The following is an 18404-nucleotide window of genomic DNA, read 5'->3' as shown; positions in this document are numbered from 1 at the left end:
ACACTATCCTGCGACTGCCAACGACATTTCCTGCTTGAGCGACTGGCCACGCGAGGCGGCGACGACAGCATCGACGTCGAGAATGAGCGCTACGCGGCCATCCCCGAGGATCGTTGCAGCGGCGATGCCGGGCACGTGGGTGTAGTTTGCCTCGAGGCTCTTGATGACGACCTGGCGCTGGCCCTGGATCGCATCGACCATGAGGGCGCGCTGGCCGCCGCCTTCCGATTCGACCAGCAGCGCAACACCGTCGATCGGATTGGCCTGCGTGCCACGGAAGTTCAGGATCCGGCCGACATCGACCAGTGGGCAGAACGAATTGCGGATCGAGATGAGCCGCTGGTTGGCGCCGAAGGAGTGGATGTTCTGCGCTTCGGGCTGCAGCGTCTCGACGATCGCGGTCAGCGGAACAACGAGGGTCTGGCCGGCCACCGTGACCACCATGCCATCGAGAACGGCGAGCGTCAGCGGAAGGCTCATGGTGAAGGTCGAGCCGAGGCCCGGACGCGAGGTGATCGAGATACGACCGCCGAGAGCCTGGATCGAGCGCTTGACGACGTCCATGCCGACGCCGCGGCCGGAAATGTCGGAGATCTTGTCGGCCGTGGAGAAACCGGGCGCGAAGATCAGGTTGTCGATCTCTTCGTCCGTCAGATTGGCATCGGCAGCGATCAGCTCGTTGTCGATCGCCTTCTGCTTCACGCGTTCGCGGTTGATGCCGGCGCCGTCATCGACCAGTTCGATGACGATACGGCCTGAACGATGCTTCGCCGTCAGCTTGATCGTGCCTTCCGGCTCCTTGCCTGCGGCCGCACGCTTTTCCGGGCTTTCGATACCGTGGTCGACGGCATTGCGGATCATGTGGGTCAGCGGCTCGGCCAGCTTGTCGATGACCGTCTTGTCGACTTCGGTGTTTTCACCTTCGGTGACGAGGCGGATCGACTTTCCGACCATGTCGGCCACTTCGCGAACGATACGCGACATGCGCTGGAAGACCGGCTTCACGGGCTGTGCGCGGATCGCCATAACCGAGTCCTGGATCTCGCGGGTGAGCTGCTGCAGCTCCTCGAGGCCCATGTTGACGGCGGAGGTACCGTTGTTGTCGTTTTCGATGACGCTCTGCGAGAGCATCGCCTGATTGATGACGAGCTCGCCGACGAGGTTGATCAGGCGGTCGACGCGATCGAGGTCGACGCGGATCGTCTGGCCGGCGGCGGCGTTGTTCTGGGCGGCAGCCGCAGCCGCGGCAGCAGCGGCCGCGGGCGACTCTTTCTTTTCCTTGGCACCACCGGCTGCGAGCTTCACGACGTTGCTTGCGGTCTCGGCTGCTTCGACGGCGGCAGCGACGGTCGCATCGCTTCCATGCTCATCGGCATGGGCTCCTTCGGAGGCGTCGCTGGAGTCGTCAAGGATGGAAAGGTCAAAGGGAACGGGAACCATCGGCGGCTCTTCGCCGGCGGCGGACTCGTTCTTCTCCTCGTGCAGTTTGATTTCGAGGTCGCAGTCCCATTCGGCGAATTCGAAGACGCTGCGGATGCCTTCTTCACCCTTCTCGGTGGTGATCTGGATCTTCCAGGCGAAATAGGCTTCCTCTGCATCCATGTCGTCCAGCGACGGCAGGCTGTCCATGTCACAGTGGATGCTCATCTCGCCGATGCGCGACAGGTCGCGCAGCAGCAGTGCGGCTTCATTGCCCTTGGCATAGAGATCGCGGCGCGGCTTGAAGGAGACGTCATAGGTCGATGCAGCAGCCGCCGGTTCTTCGTCGCCCATATCGTCGAAGGAAAACGGGATCGGCTGGAAGCCGCTGTCATCCGTCGGGGCAGGCGCGGCAGCCACCGGAGCGGCGGCGGCCTTTGCGGCAGGCTTCGGTGCCGGGGCCGGGGCAGGAGCGGATGCCGACGGCAGTTCGCCGTTGGCGAGCGCTTCGAGTTCCTTGACCAGGCCGCTCGACCGCGAAGGATCGACGCTGCCGCCGTCACGAGAGGCGCTGACCAGGTCGGCCAGCACGTCGGCCGACTTCAGCATGACCTTCATGACTTCCGGGCCAGGTTCAAGCTTGTTGGATCGAACGCAATCGAGAGTCGTCTCAAAGACGTGTGCGAAGGCTACCAGGTCGTCGAGACCGAAGGCGCCAGCACCGCCCTTGATGGAATGCACGGCGCGGAAAACAGCGTTGACTGTTTCCGGGTCGCGATCCCCGTCATTCATTTTCAGAAGACCGGATTCCAGTTCGGCGAGCTGCTCCTCGCATTCCTGGAAAAAGATCTCTTTGATTTCGTTCATATCCATAGGAGAAATTCCCGGCTTAGGCGGTTACACGCTCGATGGCATCAATCAGCTTGGTCGGATCGAAAGGCTTTACGATCCAGCCGGTGGCACCAGCCTGGCGAGCGCGGTTCTTCTTTTCCGCATCGCTTTCGGTGGTCAGGACCAGGATCGGCACGGCACGATACTTGTCGTTCTTGCGGACGCCTTCGATGAAGCCGAAGCCGTCGAGACGCGGCATGTTGATGTCCGTGACAATCACGTCCGGATTGCATTCTTCGAGAACTTCGAGGCCCTCGACGCCGTCTTCCGCCTGGATGGTTTCGAAGCCGGCATTGTTGAGGGTGACCAGAAGCATGTTGCGGATGGTTCTGGAGTCATCCACGGTAAGTACTTTTTTCTTCACTGCCGGATCTCCTTAGCGAGCAGATGGTCTACATTTACGCCGATGAGTTGAAGCGTCTTGAGGAAGGCATCGGAGGCCTTGACGAAGGAGAACGGCTTCTTGTCCGCTTCCCACGCCTTTGCCCCGGCCATCAGGATCTGCACGCACTGCGCGCCAACCCGCTCGACACCAGAAGCGTCGATCGCCAAACTGCCGCCCCGCAGGGACATGAGATTAGCCTTCAGGTTGGAGGCCTCGTTCAGGTCCAGTACGGCGGGCAGTTTCAAGCTTTTCTGTTCGCTTTTCTTTGCTGCCATCAGTTCTTTCCTTGTCTTGCGAGCTCATGGCAATTTGTCCGTTCCTTGCCGAGCCAGGACCCTTGATCCATCGCCCGAACGGTCGCACTGCCCGCCCCAATGACCCATTTGTATCTGAAGTTGGTAAACAATCCCCTCAACCTCCGAGCCCCGCAATGTGCACCGGGAAGCCGAAATCCTCGTCGAATGCGGGGGGGGCGAGCTCCATCGGCTCATGGACGGCGTGAGTGCGGACTGGCGCCGGCACGGCGCCCGAAATGCGCATTTCGGGGCGGGACGAGCGGGTGGCACCCGTCTGCCGTTCGTAGTGGAATTCACGCACGGTCCGGCCAAGTTCAAGGATAACCGTGTGGAGATCGTCCGTGCCGCCACTCGACTGGCGTGCAAGAGCGGCGCTTTCGAAGAGCTCTCCGCCGAGGGCGGAGACATTGCCCGAGACGACCTCGAGTTCGCCGACATGGCCGCCGGCCTCGCGCGCAAGATCGGACACCGTTCCGCTGATGCCGCCGACCTGCTCGACAATGTCACCGATCGCCTTCTGCGTCCGCCCGACGATTTCGACCCCGGCCTCGACCTGAGACTTGGTGGTCGCAACCAGCGTCTTGATTTCGCGCGCGGCATCGGCCGAGCGCTGGGCGAGTGCACGCACTTCCTGGGCAACGACAGCAAAGCCGCGACCGCTGTCGCCGGCACGTGCAGCTTCGATGCCCGCGTTCAGTGCCAGGAGATTGGTCTGGAAGGCGATTTCGTCGATCGCCCCGATGATCTGGCCGATCTGCTCGGCCGAGGCCTCGATATCCGACATGGCCGAGATCGCCTGGCCGGCAACCGTTCCACTCGCTTCGACGGACTTCTGCGTCGCGGCGACATGGCCTTCGGCTTCACGGGTCTTTCGGGCGCTGTCGCGCACACCCGACGTCAGAGCTTCGAGTTGCTGTGCCGCATTGCCGAGACGGCTGGCCTGGTTCTCCGCCCGATCAGCAAGCCCGCCGGTCGAGGTGGCAAATGACGATGTCGACGTCTCTGCGCGTGTCAGGTGCTCCTCCGCAGCAAGCACGGTCGACTGCATGTGTTCGACGGCAGCATTCAGATCAGCTGCAAGCGCCGCATAGTGCTCCGGGACGTCTTCGGCGACGCGGACTGTCAGGTCCTTCTCCGCCAGCCCGCGCAGGACAGGGCCGAAGATTTCCTCGACCTCTCGGTGGTCCTTGTCGCGCTGGGCGACGAGATCACGATGGTGCTTGACCCGCAGTTCGTTAAAGCGCAGCGAAACGGCGATTTCGACATCGACCATGATGAGCCGGACGATCGCGCCGACGAGATCGGCAATCTCGCGGGTGCGCTTGCGACCTGTCCCGAGCAGATTGCGACTGCCAAGGTCGGCCATGACCGCATGCAGCAGGTGCTCCATGACAACGGCATGGCCGGCAATGTGCCAGCGCGGGTCGAGCCCCATGCGGCTCTCGGTATCGGAGAGAACCTTGACGCGTTCTGCATAGAGCGCGTCGAAGCGTGCGTCTGTCAGCACATCCCAGTGGGAGGCGAGCAGATCATGGAGACGATCGAACTGCCGCTCGCTGGTGAAGTTGCGCGCCGCATCGGGAAAGGTCTGCAGGCGCTGAAAGAGATCGCGCAGGCCGGTCTTGAGATTGGGTTCCAGCACATGACGGTACTGGCGCAGGAGATCGCAATCGGCATCGTTCAGGCCGGCAAAGCGGAGACGGTCGCGCAGGCTGCCTGCCTGTGCGTTCGTCGCCCTGTCTGTCGGCGAAACCTGCCCCACTGCCTATCCCCATAGACGACCGACCCATGACGAGCCCGTCAGTTGAAAAATGCCCTCGGGATCCGATCGGGACTGCAGAACAGGAAGATGGCATGAGGGTCATGACCGCCTGTCCGCACTCACCGAAGGTTTCTTCCGGAACCGCTTCAATGAATTCATACCGGACCAAGACCGGTGCGACGGGATGGCGTCATGCCCGACGGGAAACTCACCAAGCGGCAAGTCCCACTCCGACGTGTGCTTCAATCTTTATGGTTAATTCCTTGCCTGAAGGTTAATAAATCTTCAATCGCAAGCACAATCGCGCGTCTAAACAGCACATTCGACAACGGCAAACAGGGAACGCGCAACCCAAGGAAAGCGCATCACAATTTCCTGCTACCGGCCAGTGTCCCCCATAAGGAACAACGGAAACAAGACAACAAAGCGCGCGCCTCCGCCGGGGGCTTCCGTCACGGCTATCGATCCCGAATGCGCCTCGACAAGATTTCGGACGACGGCGAGCCCCAGGCCGGCTCCTCCGGTCTTTCGGGCCCGCGAGGGGTCCAGTCGAACGAAGGGCTCGAACAGACTGTCGCGGTTCTCCTGCGCGATGCCCGGACCTTCGTCATCGACCGTCAGGACAATCGACGAACCCTCGACATCCAGCGACACATGCGCGACGCGTCCGTACTTGACGGCATTGCCGACGAGGTTGGCGACGATGCGGCGGAGCGCCAGCCGGTCCCCGATCAGCATGGCCTTGCGGGCAGCGAGCGAGATCGACAGTGTGCGCGACGATGCCGGGATCTCGCCTTCGAGGACCTCCGTCTCGACGATGGAGGCAAGTTCAAGCAGTTCCTCGTCGAGCGAGCCGACACCGGCTCGGCCGGCCAGCAAGGCATTGTCGAGCAGCATGATCATATCGCCGATGTCGGCAACGGCACGCTCGCGTTCTGCCTCATCGTGAATTTGCTCCACGCGCAGGCGAAGCCGGGTGGCGAAGGTGCGAACGTCGTGCTGGATGCCGCCGATCAGGGCGAAGCGCGCGGCGATCACCGAATGGAGACGGTTCTGCAGGCGTTCGAAGGCGCGGACCAGGGTACGTGTTTCGGGCGCGGAAAAACGGACATCCGGGACGGGCACCGGAGCCGCAGCCGGATCCATCTGGTCGACGGCGGCGGCAAGGCGCCTCAGGGGCTTCAGCTCCCGGTGCAGCATGAGGATCGCGACCAATGCGGCCAGCGTGCCGAAAAGACCGGCGCCGAGACCGGCGGGCAGGCCGTTCGATGCAACGAGAAACGGTGTGCGGGTCTCCAGGATCAGCACGGTGGTTCCTTCAAGCGCCACAGTGAATTCGACGGGATTGTTCGGGCCGCCGAACAAGCGCGGCAGGGAAGAACGTTCGCCGTTGCGTGCCAGAAGCGTGACCGCCAGAAGCCGGTCCCCCAGCAGGTCGCGATAGGGCGCGAAGCGATCCTCCGACATCACGTCCACGTCGATCCCCGCTCCTGAATACGTCAGATCGTCTTCGATACGCAGGTCGAGAATGGCGGAGTTGAAGGCAGCCAGGAGCGCGGGGCGCCGCCCGACCTCGGTCTCCCGCACCACCGACGCGATCGCTGCCACCTGTTGCGGAGCAGGCAGCGCCGCGGCCCGGCGCAGACCGTTCGAAAGGTAGTAAGACGAGAGCAGGATGATCCAGACAGCCAGAAGCGCCGTGACCACGATAGCCGCGAGCCGGGCCGAGAGGCTGAGGTTCGGCATCACGACACCTGCCGGACCGGCGCCGTCAGCAGATAGCCGTTGTTGCGCACAGTGGTGATCAGCGCCGAACCGGGGCTTGCTGCATCGAGCTTCTTACGCAGGCGTGAGACGAGCAGGTCGACGGTGCGATCGAACGGATCGGAAAGCCGCCCGTGGGTCCAATCGAGGATCTGGTCGCGGGAGAGAACACGACGCGGGCGCGTCACGAAACAGGCGAGAAGATCGAATTCACTGCTGGTCAGCGAGACCGGCCGACCGTCCTCGAGGTTGACGAGGCGCGCATCGAGATCGACGACGAAGCGATCGAAGGCAAACCGGCGCGACGGCGCCGATCGCGGCTGCGCGCCAGCGCGGCGCAGCAGTGCCCGGATGCGGGCCAGCAGTTCGCGCGGACCGAAAGGCTTCACAAGGTAGTCGTCGGCGCCTAGTTCCAGACCGACCACACGATCCGTCTCGTCACCCTTGGCGGTGAGCATCAGGATCGGCGTGTCGGCGTCGGCCCGAATGCGGCGGCAGATGCTCAGGCCGTCCTCTCCCGGCAGCATCAGATCGAGAACGACCAGATCAGCGGGAACACGACGCAGGACGTCGTCGAATTCCGAACCGTCTCCGGCAAGCTCGACCCGATATCCCTCGCGCCTCAGGAGATCGGCAACCAGACGGCGGATTTCGACGTCGTCGTCAACGATCAGGATGGTCTGGGCTTGGGTGGTCGAGTGAACGGACATGAGTCTCAGCATGCGAGCAAGCGCGCGGCGGATCAAGCGGCCTGGGGCGTTTGCTACAAATTGCTACAGTCGGGCGACAGGTCGCCACAAAACGACACCTGGCCGCCACAAGGGCCCGACATCCGAGGGCTAGCTTCGGGTCGTCATCGCCAGTCGATGAAGAGATCAACACGGACCGACGAGGATCACCCCATGATGAAGCAGATCGCGACCGGATTGCTCGCGGCAACGGTTACAGTCATCGCCGTATCGGAAGCCAATGCCTGGAGCCGCAACCGCACGGTAACCACCAATCGCGGCACCCATTCGCTCAGTGCCAGCGGCTCCTGCGCCAACAACACCTGCACACGCAATGCAACACGGACCGGTGTTTACGGCGGTACTGCGACGCGGTCGGGGTCGGTCACCTGCGACCCGGCGTCCAACTCCTGCAGCGGGTCTCGTACAACGACCGGCCCGAACGGCGGGACGATCTATCGTGAAGGCGAAGTCCATTGGTGACGCCCCCACCGCCTTCATGATGGCCGGCGGCGGGTACTCTCCACCTAGACCCGCCGCCGGCCTCGCGAACAGCCAACGACAATGCCGAGGAACCGACGATGACCACGCATACCCGCTCAACCACAGCCCTGATGTTCGGCGGACTTCTCGCCCTGCCCTTCCTTGCGATCAGCGCCCATGCGCAGACGGCGAACCAATCGCAGTTTCAAGCCACCCCCGAAATGCGCGCCAAGGTCTACAAAGTCGCTCGGGCCTGCAAGGCCGACATCAAGCAGTACTGCAAGGGGATCGAGTACGGCGGCGGCCGCATCGCAAGCTGCCTGAAGACCAATGAGACCGCGATCTCCGAGGGATGCAGGACGGCGATGATCGAAGCGATGGTCCGCTAGGACCGCAATGGGCGTCTCCCCGACCTATCTTTCGCGGTTTGCGGCGGCAGGTTCAAATTGCTGTCGTCTCCCTTTGTCAAACTGGTGTCATGGCTTTTGCCGCCGGCTTCCTGCGAGATCGAATTTCGACGGCCAGTGAAGGAACAGATGGTCCGCCATCGGCGTTTCTGCTGCGGCGACGAGGGAGAAGCAAACATGGTAGAAAGAGACGAGGACTGGATAGCCAAGCGGGCTTATGCTCTCTGGGAGGAGGAAGGCAGGCCCGACGGCCGTCACGAATCCCATTGGCAAGAGGCTGCACGCGCCTGGGAGGCGCTTCACGTGAGCGCAAGCCAAACAAGCGCCAATGCGGTCCGGCGTATCCGGAGTGCCAAGATCATTGCGGAACAGGAGGGACTGCCGCCACAGCCCGCCCCGATCCCCACCCCACGTCGGCCCCGCGCGCCCAAAAAGGGCTGAGGCTGATGGGCACCTTGAGGCTCTCTCCGGCCTATCAAAGGCTTCACCTTCTTCAGCGTGTGCGGGAAACCGTCACGCCCTTGGTCACCCGCCCTGCAAATACAAATAGAATCGCCGCGAGACCGCAGATCAGGGTCCTGGCTGCGACTTCCGAGATCTATCCCTTGATCAAGACCGGCGGCCTTGCGGATGTGACCGGCGCACTGCCGAAGGCACTGGCCGGATTCGACATCGAGACGCACACGCTGGTTCCCGGGTATCCTGCGCTCCTGACGGCCGCGCGCCTGTGCCCGCCCCTGATGGAATTCGACAACCTTCTCGGCGAACGGGCAACCCTTCGTCACCTCCTGGTCGAAGATCTCAGTCTCCTTGTGCTGGACGCGCCGGCACTCTACGAGCGGGGCGGCGGGCCCTACGTCGACCAGGATGGCAACGATCACCCCGACAACTGGAAAAGGTTTGCCGTCCTCTCCCTAGCGGCGGCCGAGATTGCCGCGGGCGTCCTGCCCGGCTGGCAACCTGACCTCGTGCACACCCATGACTGGCAGACTGCATTGACCTCGGTCTACATGCGCAGCATGGACTGCCGACTACCGGTGGTCCTGACGATCCACAACATTGCTTTCCAGGGGCAGTTCTCCCCCGCGATCCTGCCGGAAATCGGGCTACCGCCGGATGCGTACACGCCGGAATGCATGGAATATTATGGTGATGTCAGTTTCCTCAAGGGCGGCCTGGCAACTGCCGACCATATCACTGTGGTCAGTCCGACATATGCACGCGAAATCCTGTCAAGACGCTTCGGGATGGGGCTGGATGGCGTGCTGCGCAGCAAGCTCGACCGCCTTCAGGGGATCGTCAACGGGATCGACACCGATGTCTGGGATCCGGCAAGCGATCCCGCTCTTCCCTTTCCGTACGATGCAAGATCGCCCGGCAACAAGAAACGGAACAGGGAAGTGCTCCTCGATCGGTTTGGCCTCACGGACGGCAAGGGTCCGCTCTTCTCGGTCGTCAGCCGCCTGACCTGGCAGAAGGGCATGGACATGCTGGCGGATGTCGTCGACGAGGTCTTCGCGGCCGACGGACGGCTGATCGTTCTGGGTCAGGGTGACCACGACATCGAGCAGGCGCTGACCGCCAAGGCCTCACACCATCCGGGTCTCATGGCAGTCTCCATCGGCTATGACGAAGCGACGGCCCACCTGATCCACGGCGGCTCCGACGCCATCATCCAGCCTTCCCGCTTCGAGCCTTGCGGGCTGACGCAACTCTACGGGCTGCGCTACGGCTGCATTCCCGTCGTCTCGCGCACCGGCGGGCTCTCCGAGACCATCATCGACGCCAATGATGCGGCGGTTTCGGCGCGTGTCGCCACCGGCTTCCAGTTCCATCCAGTCCATTCGGACGGACTGCGCCACGCCATCCGACGGGCATGCCAGGCCTATCGCGACAAGCGAAAATGGACGAGGATGCAGTCACAGGCGATGCGTGCCGACTATTCCTGGGACCGAAGTGCGTCGAGCTACGCGGCGGTCTATGCCGGTCTTGTCAAGGCAGCCGCTACCGACGGGTAACACCGAAAGGAGGAGACCGCCATGACCCAAACCGCCCTCCAGGAGATCGAAGGCAAGCTCAATGCGCACCGGGAGCTGCTTGTGGCCCTGCTCGCAGCAGCCTTGCTCGATCCGGAAAGCGTGTCGCGAACAGTGCAGAACCTCGAACAAGAACTTTTGTCCGGGGATGGGTCGGAAGATCCGGGGGCAACACCCTCGGCCGGTTTTGCACGCGGCGCCGAAAAGTCGGAAGAGATCCGCACAATTCTCGCGCAAGCCCGCGAGCGAGCCGCCGGCATGGCGCGGATGCGAAGCTGACACCGGCAAGCACGCCGGGGGCCGTCATGAAGCTAGGGGGTAGCGGACGCAGCCTCGATCAGCATGCCGGGCCGGGCTACTGCTCGCCATGAACATTCGGATTTTCGAAGGCCGCGAGGGGTGCCGTCAGCACCCAGCGCAGGCCGCGGCTGTCGAAATCGACGGCCACCTTGCCGCCGAACGCGGCCGCGGCGTGGCGTTCGATCACCGTGGAGCCGAAGCCCCGGCGGCGTGGTTCGACAACCGGCGGGCCACCACTCTCCGACCAGCTCAGCCTGAGCGCGGCCGTGTCCTCGGGATCATCCGCCTGAAGGACCTGCCATTCGATCAGAATGCGGCCTTCGGGTGCGGACAGCGCGCCGTATTTCACGGAGTTGGTGGCTAGCTCGTAGAAGACCAGCCCGAGGTTCTGCACCGCGTTGGCATTGGCGAGGAAATCCTTTCCGCGCAATTCCACCCGTCCGGTCGATCCCGTTACCGTCGAAAGCTGCATCTCGATCATGGACGAGAGAGGAATACCGCCCCATTGCTGCTTCGCCAGCGCCTCGATCGACTGGGCAAGCCCGGCAAGACGCCCGCCGACAGCCTTCTGCAATTCATCGACGCTGTCCGTTCCACGGGCCAGCTGGCGGATCATGGCCTGGACCAGCGAGAGGATGTTCTTGGTGCGATGGACAAGTTCCTGCAGGATGAAGTGGACCCTCTCTTCCGCCTCGGCGCGGTCGAAGGACGCATTGGACAGCGCGACGGCGACCTGATTGGCCTCGATCACCTTGGTGAGCTCCGGCGACACGATCTCGCCGCGGCCGATCCGCTCCGCCATGCCGGCGATCTGGCGGATCGAGCGTCGCAACTGATGGGCGGCGGCAAGCACGATGGCGAGGCTGAGGGCAAGAAGCACGAGACTGCCGTAGAGGAAATTCTGCCAGGTGCTGGCGAGGGTGGCCTGCGCGGAGGCGACCGGTCCCCAGACGGCCACGCGCCAGGGCCAATCCGCCACCCGGGCATACCCCATCATGATCTCCTGCCCACCATGACCGGAGACCGCACTGCTGTTCGAGCCGACAATCAGGCCGCGAAGATCGTCCGGATAGGACAAACCGGACGCCATATTTTCCGGGCCGCTGGAGACGATGACCTTGCCCTCGGCATCGATGATGGCCGCCGACCAGCCGGGCGGCAGGATGTCGGTGGCCGTCAAACCGGCCAGGTCACCGGCATTCTGGGTCAGCACAAGGGCTGAGCCGGAGGCGGCGAGCTCTTTCGGAAGCGGCATTATGACGTTGAAAACCCATTGCTGGCTGGTCGCACCGAAGAAGACACCGGAGGCCTGGGTCTCGCCGGTGCCGAGCACCTTTTCCAGCGTGGCGATATCGGACATTCGGCGCAGAGGCGTGCCGAAGGGCACGCGGGTGTTGAGCCGCTGCGTGCCGTCGCGGTCGACGAGCAGGACATAGAGCGATCCCGCGCCCAGGCTCGAAGCGGTCCGTTCATGGAAGGCCGCGAGGTCGCCAGCCGCCAGTTCGGCGGCTCCTCCGAGCAGCCGAAGGGTGGTGGACATGTCTTCCAGTTCGCGCTCGACATTGCGTCCGATCGTCTGGGCGTCCTGCGCGGCTTCCCGCCGCAAGGCATCGTATTCGCTGCGCTCGAGTTCGCTCAGCAGGAATACGACGAAGATGAGCAGCGGCAACATGGCAAGGATCGCCATCGCCACCAGATAGACGCCGAGCGAGGCGGTCGGGAACAGACGTGAAAGCCTATCCATCTGCGCCTGCAGCCCGGGCCGGAACCGTGGACAAGGGATAACCGTCGCCGGATGTCATTGGCCGCCCTTCCAATTCCCGATGTTGTCTCCACGATTGATAACGCAGCTTAATCCCCCTGCCAACCGGTTGCGACTGGAACAGACGTTTCGTGCCCTCGGCGGCGAAGCAGAAATATTTCGGGCGGCTGTGAACCAAATCCCGGCTGGCGCGTTCTGAGGCATCAAGCCGGAGAGGAGAGGCCCATGATTTTCAAACCACAGAGCTTTCACGGGGAGCCACCGGTCGTGGAAACCGAAAACCGAAACGAGGAACCGCTGGAAACGGCAGTCGCCCGGGCGCTTGCCGTTTCGCAAGGGATTGATGCCACACGCATCACCGTGACCGCCTCGGAGAATACGATATTCCTGTCCGGGAGCCTGTCGACCCAAGAGGAAATCGACCGTGCGCTCGAGATAACGCTCGCTATCCCGGGCGTAGAACGGATCACGCACGATCTGCATGTCGACTGACATCGAAGCCGCTCTTGCTGTCTCATAAGGTTTCGTTCCGGGAAGGGAAGTTTCTGCCCTGCCCGGAAGTGGTATGTCGTCGAACCAGCGTTTTCGCGCGGGCATGCCAGAACGTCGTTCAGCGTGAGTCCCCGACGCCCCGCAGACCCGTCGGCTGGTAAGATTCGGCCAACGCCGTGATCTTCAACATGCGGCCCTTGAGATCCTGCTGTCGCAGAACCGTCGACGCGTTGCCTCCACCGACGTCGTCCAGATGCCGCCGGGCAGCCTCTACGGCCAGATGGTAACTCGGATAGGACGGCGACCGCACGCCTCCGGAAATGAAAACCCAGCCTCTCGCATGCGGTAGGATATCGCAGAATACCTCTGTCATGACGAACTCCTCCTGATCCGAAAAACGCGCGGGCGGCCGGAAGGTTCCCGACCTGCAGAAGAATTTCGGGGGAGCCTCAATTCAAGATACTGGAGGCCTGTCTAGGCGCGGACAAAGAACCCGATCATCGCATTGAAGATCTTGGCCAAGAACCCGCCCTGCCGCGCATCGGCCCCCATGTGGCTGAAGCCGAAGACAAGGGAGCCGAGGATAAGGAGCTTGCGCAGCCGCTCGTCGAGCGACCGTGCGGGTTCGGGGGCGTGACCCGAAGCGCGCATGATGAGCAAGACGAAGGTCGCCGATGTCACATGGAAGTCGAGCCAGCGCCCCCAGTCGATCGCGACCACGTAAAGTGGCAGGAACGGCAGACCGATGACCAGCAGCAATGCCGCCAGCCGCCAGTTGGTGTTGCGACCATCGGCAAGGTAGGTCGCGAGACCGGCAAAGGCGAAGAGCACGGAAGGCGCCAGCCAGAGGAGACCGTTGGCCGCGACGATTTCGGCGGAGAGGCCCATCTCGTAGCTGAGCGCGTGGGTCAGCGCCTCCACCGAACCATCACAAAACTGAACGGGAAAGCCCCGCCGCAGAAGCGGTTCGCAGACCGGGGCCACGTCCGAAAGCCTGGTTGCCGTGAGATTGACGAGGAAAGGTATCGCAAGGGCAACCGAGATCGTCAGATAGAGGCTGATCCTCCATCGCAACCCGGGGCCGCCGTCCCTCTCGTCCGCAAAGGTGAAGTGGAGTGCGGCGAGGAAGGCCGGCAAGAAGAAGATCATTCCTTCGTGGGCGAGCACTGCGACACCCATCAGGACTATCGACAGCGGAATTGCCAATGCACGTTTCCAGACGCCCGTCGCAGCCAGCGCCAGGGTCGCAAGAGCAAGATAGACGATCATCTCCTTGCGCAGGCTACCCTGCGGATCGGCTGCCCAGAACAGGACGAAGAAACCAGGGGAAAGAAGAAGCAGGAGCACGCGATCGGTCAGACCGGACCGGCGGGCTGCGACGATGGTCGCCCCGATCAGCGCAAGCATCAGGATCGCCTGAAGCGCGCCGACCAGCAACAGCGGCTTCAGCGCCAAAAGATCGGAAAGGCGCAACAGCCCGGAGCCGAAGAGACCGCGGCGGACGAAGACTTCCTCGCTGTTGACCAGCCAGTCCGCCTGCTTCCAGGAGTTGCCTCCCGTAAGCATGTCGCGCAGGAGATTGGCGAGCAGCAAGCTCGTCGCCAGGAAGTATGTGGCGCCGAGGACCCGGCCGTTGCGCTGGCGGAGAAAGAAGGAACCGATCATCAGAGTTTCGTTCGCTTGAACAGGAATTCCGGAAGGGCGGTAATGATCAGCATAATCCAGCGCCACATCCAGCGGACATAGACGACATCCTTTCCGCGCTCGACGGCCCGGACGATGGTTTCGGCCACTTCGGACGGGGCAGCCGTCAGGGCGCCGGGCAGAGCCATGCCCTCGGTCATTCGGGTCCGCACAAATCCCGGCTTGACGGTAATGACGCGGACGCCCTTGGCAAAAAGCCGATTGCGAAGACCGGAGAGAAAGCCCGTAAAGCCCGCCTTGGCGGCGCCGTAGACATAGTTCGAGGCGCGGCCACGATCCCCTGCGACGGACGAAATGCCGATGATCGTGCCGCTTCCACGCTGCTCGAAACGTTCCGCGATCAGCCCAAGCAGGAGGCTCGGACCCTCAAAATTCGTGCGCATCACCCGCTGGGCCTCGGCCGGATCCCGTTCGCTGACGGCCTGGTCACCGAGTGTGCCCACGGCACAGAGCACGGCCTGCGGAAGGACGCCGAGCCCGTCGAGAAATCCGGTAAAACTCGGTGTGTCGAGGATGTCGAGCGTCGCGGCAACGGCGGAGCCCGCTGGAGCCCGCAACGCAAGATCGCGGGCCTGTGCCTCGAGCGCGTCTCGGTCGCGCCCCGCGAGGACTACGTGCCAGCCCTTTCCGGCAAAAGCGATGGCAGTCGCCCTTGCCATGTCGGATGAGCCGCCAATCACCAGCAATGTACTCTTGTCAGTGGTCATTCAAATCCCCGGAAGTGTCTGGTGGCTAAAGGCCAAGACGCATGGATTGGAGGGAGGCGAAGTGGCTGTCCGCCCCGGCGGCCCGCCGGAAAGCCCGCATGTCTGCGATCCGGCCATCCGCCTTTTCGAAGGTCGAGGCGCTCATCCGCGCATCCTTCGCCAGATAGAAGCGCCCCCCGTGATCGAGCGTGATCGCATCCAACCGCTCGAGGAGAGCCAGGTTCGCGGTGCCGACGGGGAAATCGAGTGCCAGCGTGTAACCTTCCATGGGAAAGGAAAAGGCGCTCGCCTGAGGACCAAGGCGCTTCAGCACGGCGAGAAACGATCCCTGACCGGCCGCGGAGATCGTGCGGAGCAGTTCGGCCATGCCGGCACGCGCCGAGGCGAGCGGAATGACGCACTGGAACTGCGCAAAGCCGCGGCGGCCGTAAATGCGGTTCCAGCCGTGAATGGCGTCCAGCGGGTAGAAGTAGCTGTCCCAATCGACAAGACTCATGCCCGGACTTGCCTTGCCTTTCCGATAATAGAGGGCGTTGAAGGCACGGACCGCATAGCGATTGAGCGCAAAACCGGGCGCATCGACCGGCACTGTCAGCCTGCGCTTCGGCGGCGTGGCGAAGGGTGCGGCACGGCGCCGGAAATCAAGGTCCGCCAATCGGGCATGCTCGCCGAGCATCACCAGAGACCGCCCCAGATTGGTGCCGGTGGCCAGGCAATCGATCCAGGCGACGGAATAGGTCCATTCGCTCGCCTCCTCGAAATGGGCGATCGCCTGATCGAGGCCCGCGGCGGGAAGCATCTTCTGGCGGATCCAGGCGGTCTCTACAGGAATAAGGCGGAAGGCGGCTCTCAGGATGACGCCGGTCAGGCCCATGCCGCCGATCGTGAAACGGAAGAGATCGGCATTGTCATCAGCGGAACAGCGCCGCACCGCGCCATCAGCGCAGAGCAGATCGAACCACGCGACGAAGCCACCGAAGGAACCGTCGCGATGGTGGTTCTTGCCATGCACGTCGGCCGCAATCATACCGCCGACCGTGACGAACTTGGTACCGGGCGTGACCGGCGGGAACCAACCGCGCGGCAGGAAGGCCTCGACGATGTCACCGAGCAGCACACCGGCTTCCACCGTCAGCACGCCGGTCTGCGAGTCAAAATCCAGCATGTGATCGAAGCCCGTCATGTCGAGCGTCGCATCCCGGTTCAGGGCGCTGTCCCCATAAGCCCGGCCGTTGCCTCTCGCGATCATGACGGAGCCCGATGCGACGACGGCCTTCAGCGCCGCTTCGGTTCGAGGCCGCTCGACCCGGCAATCGGCAGTGGGATATCGGCCCCAACCCGACAGAAGTTCGGTACTAGTCATGGCTGCGCCTGTCCTCGAACACAAAGCGGCGGTCGAGATGGTACTTCACGACATAGCCGATGCCGAGACCGACGAGGGCACCGACCTCACGCATGGCCTCCGTGCGCCATGCGAGCCAGAAGCCCGTTTCCATCCCCCAGAATATCAGCGTGGTGACGATGCCCATGACGGTGTAGAGGCCGAATTTCCTGCCGTGGGCCGCCATGCCGGCGGAGGTGTCGAAGAAAATCCAGTTCTTGTCGAGCCAGTATTTTGCCACGAGACCGGTCGCCGTGCCGGCAAGCAACGCCAGAGTGAAGCCGACGGCATCCGGCGGCAGGACAGCCAGCACGAGGCGTTGTGTCGCGAGATTGATCAGGGTCGCGATCAGGGCGAACGCGACATAGCGCAGGATCAGGCTTGGCGTGCTCATGCGATCTTCACCGTTGCCGCCAGAACGACGAGAAGCACAGCCACGCCGCAGAAGCGGCTGGTCTGGTCGCGGACGGCAAAAACGATCGGGTCATCATGCATGCCACCGCGATGGGCGATCAGGGCCATCCTGCTGATCCAGTAGAGCAGCACCGGGCAGACACCCCAGAGCAGGAGCGGATGCGCATAAAGTTCACCGACGGCCATACTGTCGAGATAGAGTGCCATGACGAGCACCGAGACATACCCGGCGGCAATCGCCATCATGGTCACGATCGGCAGATCCTCGGCATGATAGCCGCGTCCCGAGGCCGAAAGGCGGCCTGACTTCATCACGTCCACCAACTCGGCCTGCCGCTTGACCGCTGCGAGCGACAGGAACAGGAAGATCGAAAACGCCAGAAGCCAGACTGAAAGCGGAATGTCGGCGGCTGCCGCTCCGGCCAGAACGCGCACGGTGTAAAGTCCGGCAAGGACGCAGATGTCGATCACCGGCCGACGCTTCAAATGAAGCGAATAGGCCATGGTGACGACCATGTAGAGAAACAGCACGCCAAGGAACTCGATCCGACCGGTCAGCGCACCGACTGCAATGCCGCCGAGGAACAGGAGAGGTGCGAGCAACGTGCCGTGTTCCAGTGGAACTGCGCCGGAGGCGAGCGGGCGATTGCGCTTGCGGGGATGAGCCCGATCGGCGGCGAGATCCAACAGGTCGTTCAGCAGATAGACGCCCGATGCAACGAGCGAGAAGGAGACGAAGGCGAGGCCGGCGGCCAGCCAGGCGGACACCGAATGCGCATGGGCGGCGACAAGCGGCAGAAAGACCAGCAGGTTCTTCAGCCACTGGTGGGGGCGAAGCGCCCGCAGGTAGACCCGTGGCTCGAATGTCGGCAGAACCAACGCCTCCACGTCTCCCGAACGGCTGGTGATCCTTCGCGCCAGCGAGGACGGGACACCAACGCTCAAGGCACGCCGCGCAGCCTGCCAAACCGGCAGATCGGCACTCGAATCCCCGACATAATCGAAGTTGCCGGCGCCGAACCTGTCCGTCAAGAACGCCGCCTTCGCGCTCCCCTTCAGGTTCCGTGTCCCATCGGAGCCATGGACCTCGTCGAAAAGGCCGAGATGTTCGGCAATCGCGCTCGCGACGCGCTGGTCCGTCGCTGTGACCAACACAGTGCGTCCGCCGGCATCACGCCAGTGGCGCACATAATCGATGACCGCCTGATTGTATTTGAGCGTCACGGGGTCGACCACAGCGTGGCGCGACAGGCTCGCCTTGAAGGCGGCCTTGCCACGAAGGAGGGCCAACAGGGCAATGGAGACGCGCCAGATGCTGGCAGCGGCCAGCGCCCAGAAGGACTCGTAGAGGATATCCGATTTGATCAGGGTCCGATCGAGATCAACCGCAAGAACCACGTCATCTGCCATTCCACCTTGCCCCACTTGCCTTCCACCGCATTCATTCCCTTTTCCTGTGTGCGACGCAAACAA

At 63.1% G+C, this 18404-nt stretch carries 19 protein-coding genes; 6 read left to right on the top strand and 13 right to left on the bottom strand.

Annotated elements, in window-relative coordinates; translation table 11 throughout:
* Positions 1-3: 3 nt before the first annotated feature.
* The 6 genes from ACX93L_RS09635 to ACX93L_RS09610 form a co-directional block, all read right to left on the bottom strand.
* Positions 4-2292: a chemotaxis protein CheA gene (locus ACX93L_RS09635; protein WP_459404650.1), complete on the bottom strand. Its 2289-nt coding sequence runs from the start codon at positions 2290-2292 to the stop codon at positions 4-6.
* 16 nt (positions 2293-2308) lie between these two features.
* Positions 2309-2674, bottom strand: a complete 366-nt coding sequence (cheY1, locus tag ACX93L_RS09630; RefSeq protein WP_136597829.1) for a chemotaxis response regulator CheY1 — start codon at positions 2672-2674, stop codon at positions 2309-2311.
* Positions 2671-2970 (bottom strand): STAS domain-containing protein, encoded by a 300-nt coding sequence (locus tag ACX93L_RS09625; protein WP_459404649.1) that lies wholly within the window; start codon positions 2968-2970, stop codon positions 2671-2673. The genes cheY1 and ACX93L_RS09625 overlap by 4 nt, the downstream gene beginning before the upstream one ends.
* 136 nt (positions 2971-3106) lie before the next feature.
* The gene (locus tag ACX93L_RS09620; protein WP_459404648.1) at positions 3107-4753 is read right to left on the bottom strand and encodes a globin-coupled sensor protein; all 1647 of its coding nucleotides are present in this window, start codon (positions 4751-4753) and stop codon (positions 3107-3109) included.
* A gap of 378 nt (positions 4754-5131) precedes the next feature.
* Positions 5132-6499, bottom strand: a complete 1368-nt coding sequence (locus ACX93L_RS09615; RefSeq protein WP_459404647.1) for an ATP-binding protein — start codon at positions 6497-6499, stop codon at positions 5132-5134.
* A complete protein-coding gene (locus tag ACX93L_RS09610) occupies positions 6499-7239 on the bottom strand; it encodes a response regulator (RefSeq protein WP_459404646.1) in 741 nt (246 codons plus the stop codon). The genes ACX93L_RS09615 and ACX93L_RS09610 overlap by 1 nt, the downstream gene beginning before the upstream one ends.
* Positions 7240-7419: 180 nt before the next feature.
* Between ACX93L_RS09610 and ACX93L_RS09605 the strand changes: the two genes are divergently transcribed.
* The 5 genes from ACX93L_RS09605 (at position 7420) to ACX93L_RS09585 (ending at position 10450) form a co-directional block, all read left to right on the top strand.
* The gene (locus ACX93L_RS09605; protein WP_459404645.1) at positions 7420-7728 is read left to right on the top strand and encodes a hypothetical protein; all 309 of its coding nucleotides are present in this window, start codon (positions 7420-7422) and stop codon (positions 7726-7728) included.
* Between the two features lie 98 nt (positions 7729-7826).
* Positions 7827-8117: a cysteine rich repeat-containing protein gene (locus tag ACX93L_RS09600; RefSeq protein ID WP_459404644.1), complete on the top strand. Its 291-nt coding sequence runs from the start codon at positions 7827-7829 to the stop codon at positions 8115-8117.
* 147 nt (positions 8118-8264) lie between these two features.
* Complete coding sequence (locus tag ACX93L_RS09595) at positions 8265-8576, top strand: DUF2934 domain-containing protein (RefSeq protein ID WP_459405360.1); 312 nt, start codon at positions 8265-8267, stop codon at positions 8574-8576.
* A 128-nt stretch (positions 8577-8704) separates the two neighbouring features.
* Positions 8705-10153, top strand: a complete 1449-nt coding sequence (glgA, locus tag ACX93L_RS09590; protein WP_459405359.1) for a glycogen synthase GlgA — start codon at positions 8705-8707, stop codon at positions 10151-10153.
* Positions 10154-10174: 21 nt separating this feature from the next.
* Positions 10175-10450 (top strand): hypothetical protein, encoded by a 276-nt coding sequence (locus tag ACX93L_RS09585; RefSeq protein ID WP_459404643.1) that lies wholly within the window; start codon positions 10175-10177, stop codon positions 10448-10450.
* A gap of 76 nt (positions 10451-10526) precedes the next feature.
* On the opposite strand, the gene ACX93L_RS09580 is transcribed toward ACX93L_RS09585, so the two are convergent.
* Complete coding sequence (locus tag ACX93L_RS09580) at positions 10527-12215, bottom strand: HWE histidine kinase domain-containing protein (RefSeq protein WP_459404642.1); 1689 nt, start codon at positions 12213-12215, stop codon at positions 10527-10529.
* 243 nt (positions 12216-12458) lie between these two features.
* Here ACX93L_RS09580 and ACX93L_RS09575 point away from each other — a divergent pair, with 243 nt between their 5' ends.
* The gene (locus tag ACX93L_RS09575; RefSeq protein ID WP_459404641.1) at positions 12459-12725 is read left to right on the top strand and encodes a BON domain-containing protein; all 267 of its coding nucleotides are present in this window, start codon (positions 12459-12461) and stop codon (positions 12723-12725) included.
* Positions 12726-12843: 118 nt separating this feature from the next.
* Here the strand turns inward: ACX93L_RS09575 and ACX93L_RS09570 are convergent, their stop codons facing one another.
* The 6 genes from ACX93L_RS09570 to ACX93L_RS09545 all read right to left on the bottom strand — a co-directional run bounded on the left by ACX93L_RS09570 (position 12844) and on the right by ACX93L_RS09545 (position 18341).
* Complete coding sequence (locus ACX93L_RS09570) at positions 12844-13098, bottom strand: hypothetical protein (RefSeq protein WP_459404640.1); 255 nt, start codon at positions 13096-13098, stop codon at positions 12844-12846.
* A gap of 101 nt (positions 13099-13199) precedes the next feature.
* Positions 13200-14390, bottom strand: a complete 1191-nt coding sequence (locus ACX93L_RS09565) for a hypothetical protein (RefSeq protein WP_459404639.1) — start codon at positions 14388-14390, stop codon at positions 13200-13202.
* Complete coding sequence (locus ACX93L_RS09560; RefSeq protein WP_459404638.1) at positions 14390-15136, bottom strand: SDR family oxidoreductase; 747 nt, start codon at positions 15134-15136, stop codon at positions 14390-14392. The genes ACX93L_RS09565 and ACX93L_RS09560 overlap by 1 nt, the downstream gene beginning before the upstream one ends.
* A gap of 25 nt (positions 15137-15161) precedes the next feature.
* Positions 15162-16499, bottom strand: a complete 1338-nt coding sequence (locus tag ACX93L_RS09555) for an FAD-binding oxidoreductase (RefSeq protein ID WP_459404637.1) — start codon at positions 16497-16499, stop codon at positions 15162-15164.
* Complete coding sequence (locus ACX93L_RS09550) at positions 16492-16911, bottom strand: GtrA family protein (protein WP_459404636.1); 420 nt, start codon at positions 16909-16911, stop codon at positions 16492-16494. Before ACX93L_RS09550 ends, ACX93L_RS09555 begins: the two co-directional genes overlap by 8 nt.
* Positions 16908-18341, bottom strand: a complete 1434-nt coding sequence (locus ACX93L_RS09545) for a UbiA family prenyltransferase (RefSeq protein ID WP_459404635.1) — start codon at positions 18339-18341, stop codon at positions 16908-16910. Before ACX93L_RS09545 ends, ACX93L_RS09550 begins: the two co-directional genes overlap by 4 nt.
* Positions 18342-18404 lie beyond the last annotated feature (63 nt).

It is taken from the genome of Rhizobium sp. CAU 1783 (assembly GCF_054551725.1).
This window is presented reverse-complemented; position numbering and strand designations above follow the sequence as displayed.